Raw genomic sequence first — 4,067 nt, forward strand, 5'->3', positions numbered from 1 at the left:
GGTCCTTCACGGCCTTGGCCGCGCCGGCATGGTCCATATGGCCGTGGGTGAGCCAGACCGCGACGATCTTCACGCCGAACTGTTCAGCCGCGCCCATCAGCTTGTCGATATCGCCACCCGGATCGACGAACACGCCTTCCTTGCTCTCGATCGACCAGATGAGGCTGGTATTCTGCTGCAGCGGCGTCGTCGGGATGACGCGGATTTCGAGTTTGGGCTGTGTCTGTTGGTCTGTCATGTCTTCTACTTAGTCACTGGTTTCCAGCGTGAAAAGGATAGACGCAGCGTCGCGACATTGTTCAGGATCACGCCGACGGTGAAATAGTAGAGGCCAATGCGCGGGATGAAGCCGACATAGGCCATTGTCTGCGACAGGCCGATCAGCAGCGCGGCGAGGAAAACATCCAGCATCGACCATTTCGCCAGCACGTTCAGCCACCAGGCGAGTTTCGGGCTCGGCGGGGCGCCGCGCCGGAAGATGACGGCGGCAAGCAGCGTCTTGGTCAGCGGAAAGATGCCGGAAAAAACTATGACCACGAGGCCCATGAAGACGAGATCGAACTCGAACAGGGTGCGCACGATCCCCCATAGATTGTACTCGATCTGAATGCCGATCGTGTTCGGTTTCATGATCGAGGGCTGGGAGATGCCCATGATGATGAGTGCGGCCGAGACGTAGAGCAGCCATTCGGAAACAACGTCGATGACCTTGCTCGGCAATTTGTCTCTCGACGCCTCTGTCTCGGCGGTTTCAGCTGATTGGTCGGTGGAGGTGATATCTGTCATGTCGTGCAAACAACGTCAGACGGCGCGATTTGTGTCAACGCTTCCATGCGGCGGAAGATCGGGCTAGCTTTTCGGCGAACGCAATCGGTGCAGGATCAGGAGAGGCTGGATATGGGACGCGGCGCTATTATTCTCATCGCTCTTGTGGGCCTCGCCATCTATTATTTTTCCAATCGCGAAGTGAACCCGTATTCCGGCCGGGCCGAGTTCAACACGATCTCGATCAACCAGGCCTCGAAGCTTGGCGCGCAGTCCTATGCTCAGATCCTGCAGCAGGAACGCGGCAATCTTCTCTGCCCCACCCTGTCGGCGGGCGCCTGCATGGATGACGACCTCGAAGTTGTCGCCACGGTGCGAGAGATTGGCGAGCGCCTGGAAAAGGCGGCGATCGAGCTGGAGCAGGATTATTTGGAAGCCGGCTATGACTTCACGCCCGTCGCGCGCGAGTTCGAGTGGACCTTCAACGTCATCGATTCCGAACAACCGAATGCCTTCTGCCTGCCGGGCGGCTATGTCGCGATCTATACCGGCATCATGGACATTACGGGCAATTATGATGGCGAGGTGACGCTCGCCGATATTGACGATCCCGACAAGCTTGCCGTCGTCATGGGGCATGAGATCGGTCATGCGCTGGCCCATCACGGCGCGAAACGGATGAGCCAGGGCCAGCTCGCCCAGCTTGGCATGGCGGCTGTGGCGGTCGGGGTCGGCGACATGGATGCAGGCCAGCGCCAGATGGTGATGGCGACACTCGGCATGGCCGCGCAGGGCGGTCTGATGGCCTTTTCGCGCGAACACGAAGCCGAAGCCGACAAGATCGGGCTCGAGCTTCTGGTGCGCGCCTGTTACGACCCGCGCGAGGCACCTGAATTGTGGGAGCGCATGGGCAAGGTCGGTGGCCAGCGTCCGCCCGAATGGATGTCGACGCACCCGGCCTCAGACACACGGGCTGAGAATTTCCGCCAATGGATGCCCGAGGCAATGGACCAGTATGAGCAGAATTGCGGGCCGCTTCGCTAGGATATGCACAGGCGAGACGCGAATGGGGCAAACCTGCGAGGGGAAATGCCTTTCGTATGCCGCAATCGCCAGCTTTAGTGCTGAATAGGTGAGCGCGAAGGAGATTCGATCATGATCAGGACGGCCATCATCTCCGTATTTGCCTCCGCACTAATTGGCGTTGCGACCGCTCAAACGAGCGTGGTGAAAACGGTCGAAGGCGATCTGCCGGGCGAGGCGGAATTCAAAGCGCTTTCCGGGCTTGAAGACCTGTCAGACCGCGATGTCGTTCTGCTCGATCTCAACATGTTGCCGCTCGCCTGGCCGGGCGTGCAGCAGGCGGACGGCACGTTTGCGACGCCGCAGACCTGCGAGTTCGGCATGCTGGACGATGTTGAAAGCATTTCCGTGCCGACTGGCTCCAACCACCTTCTGATGACGGTCTGGGTCGGCGACCGTGTGCACCATCCGGCCAATGGCCTGTCGTGCGAGTATAGCCCGATCATGGGCGGCGATGCGCCCCAGGAGTGGGCGCGTATGAGGCTGTCCGGCTGCTATATCGTGCGCGATGTGGCGATCCCGACGGCGCGCCAGCTGGTCCTCAATCCGCTGCCTGCGTCGGCTTGCGGACTTCACGAGTAGGCCAAGCGCCCTATAAGTCTTCTCCAGTGATCACAGATTCCCTGGAGGAAATTCATGACAATCCGGACCATCGCCCTGCGCACGTCTGCCATCGCCGCGCTCGTAATGGGGGCTGCCTGCACGACCGTTCCACCGGAAGGCGCACCGCCCTTCGAGGCCAATACCGCGCCGGGAACCTTCAACACCCCCCGCGAGACGCGGCTTGAGACGCCGTCCGAGCCGGGTGTGGAGCGCATGACCGAGGGCAATCTGGTCATGGAAAATATCCCGGAGATTCCCGAAGACGTGAGCGAGCGGCTACGCCAGTACCAGAATGTGCGCACCCATGGCTTCGCAGACTGGACCGATCGCGGTGTCCTGATCTCGACGCGCTTCGGTGAGGTGAGCCAGATCCACCATGTCGAGTTTCCGCGTGCGGCCCGGCGCCAGATAACCTTCTATGATGAGCCGGTCAGCGGCGCAGACGTCAATCCGGAAGGCGGCAGCTTCCTGTTCTCCAAGGATACAGGCGGCGACGAATTCTATCAGGGCTACCTCTTTGACATGGCAAGCGGCGACGTCACCCAGTTCACCGAGCCCGGCACGCGCAATGGCTCGCTGGTCTGGTCTGATGCGGGCGATACCGCCGTCTGGTACAAGGCGACCGATGGCGATCCGGATTATGACATCATGGTCGGCGATCCGGCCGATCCGTCGTCCATCCGTGTCGCCCATGAGGGCGAGGGTGCTCTCTTCCCGGTCGATTTTTCCGCTGATGGAAACACGGTGGCGATCCAGCAATATGTCTCAATTCAGAAGAGCCGGATCTTCACGCTGGACCTTGAGACAGGCGCGTTTACCGAGATTAATCCCGATGACGATGTCGCCTATAATGGGCTTTATCTTCTCGAGGATGGCTCGATCCTGACAACGACGGACAAGGACTCCGAGTTCAAGAACCTTGTCCGTCTCGACCCGGCAACAGGCGAGATGACGAGCTATACCGACGAGATCAACTGGGATGTCGAAGGCTATGCGCTTTCACCGGATGAAAATCTCGTCGCCTTCTCGATCAATGAGGGCGGTCTCGGCACGATCAAGCTGCTCGATCTGACCACGGGGATGGTGATGGACGGCCCGGACCTGCCTGTCGGGCTGACGGGCGGTCTTGTCTTCGATCCGGCTGGCGAGAATGTCGGCTTCACCTTCACCGGCGCGACCAGCCCGGCGGACGCCTGGTCGTTCGATGTCGATACGCTGGAGCTGACCCGCTGGACGACAGCCGAGGTCGGAGGGCTCGATACGAGCGAATTCGTCGAGCCGACTTTCTTTGACTATCCAAACGCGGACGGGATGGACATTCCGGCCTTCGTCTACAAGCCGGAGGCGCAAGGCCCGCACCCTGTGATCATCTCGATCCATGGCGGTCCGGAAGGTCAGTCGCGGCCGTATTTCGCATCGACTTATCAGTACTGGGTCACTGAGCTGGGCGCGGCGGTCGTCGTGCCGAATGTTCGCGGGTCCGCCGGTTATGGCAAGACCTATGTCAGCCTCGACAATGGCCTCAATCGCAAGAAATCGGTCGAGGATATCGGCGCTCTGCTCGACTGGATCGAGACGCAGCCCGACCTCGATAGCGACCGGGTGCTGGTCTATGG

At 60.4% G+C, this 4,067-nt stretch carries 5 protein-coding genes; 3 read left to right on the forward strand and 2 right to left on the reverse strand.

What is annotated here, in order from left to right; genetic code table 11:
* Both WA989_RS17600 and WA989_RS17605 read right to left on the reverse strand, forming a co-directional pair.
* Positions 1 to 238 (reverse strand): MBL fold metallo-hydrolase (locus WA989_RS17600; RefSeq protein ID WP_424341777.1); only part of this gene is annotated, 238 nt, incomplete at its 3' end.
* Between the two features lie 5 nt (positions 239 to 243).
* On the reverse strand, positions 244 to 786 hold the full coding sequence (locus WA989_RS17605; RefSeq protein ID WP_424341778.1) for a paraquat-inducible protein A: 543 nt from the start codon (positions 784 to 786) through the stop codon (positions 244 to 246).
* A gap of 111 nt (positions 787 to 897) precedes the next feature.
* Here WA989_RS17605 and WA989_RS17610 point away from each other — a divergent pair, with 111 nt between their 5' ends.
* The 3 genes from WA989_RS17610 to WA989_RS17620 all read left to right on the forward strand — a co-directional run.
* The gene (locus WA989_RS17610; RefSeq protein WP_424341779.1) at positions 898 to 1,809 is read left to right on the forward strand and encodes a M48 family metallopeptidase; all 912 of its coding nucleotides are present in this window, start codon (positions 898 to 900) and stop codon (positions 1,807 to 1,809) included.
* 111 nt (positions 1,810 to 1,920) lie between these two features.
* Positions 1,921 to 2,430, forward strand: coding sequence for a hypothetical protein (locus WA989_RS17615; protein WP_424341780.1), 510 nt, complete (start codon positions 1,921 to 1,923; stop codon positions 2,428 to 2,430).
* 54 nt (positions 2,431 to 2,484) lie between these two features.
* On the forward strand, positions 2,485 to 4,067 hold a 1,583-nt coding region (locus WA989_RS17620; RefSeq protein WP_424341781.1), incomplete at its 3' end, for a prolyl oligopeptidase family serine peptidase.

The sequence above is a fragment of the Henriciella sp. genome, from assembly GCF_049649345.1.
Taxonomy (GTDB): domain Bacteria; phylum Pseudomonadota; class Alphaproteobacteria; order Caulobacterales; family Hyphomonadaceae; genus Henriciella.

What these genes read in the sequence shown, in the direction of transcription:
- WA989_RS17610 (WP_424341779.1), top strand. Translation starts at nt 898, where the DNA reads ATGGGACGCGGCGCTATTATTCTCATCGCTCTTGTGGGCCTCGCCATC.
- WA989_RS17605 (WP_424341778.1), bottom strand. Translation starts at nt 786, where the DNA reads ATGACAGATATCACCTCCACCGACCAATCAGCTGAAACCGCCGAGACA.
- WA989_RS17615 (WP_424341780.1), top strand. Translation starts at nt 1,921, where the DNA reads ATGATCAGGACGGCCATCATCTCCGTATTTGCCTCCGCACTAATTGGC.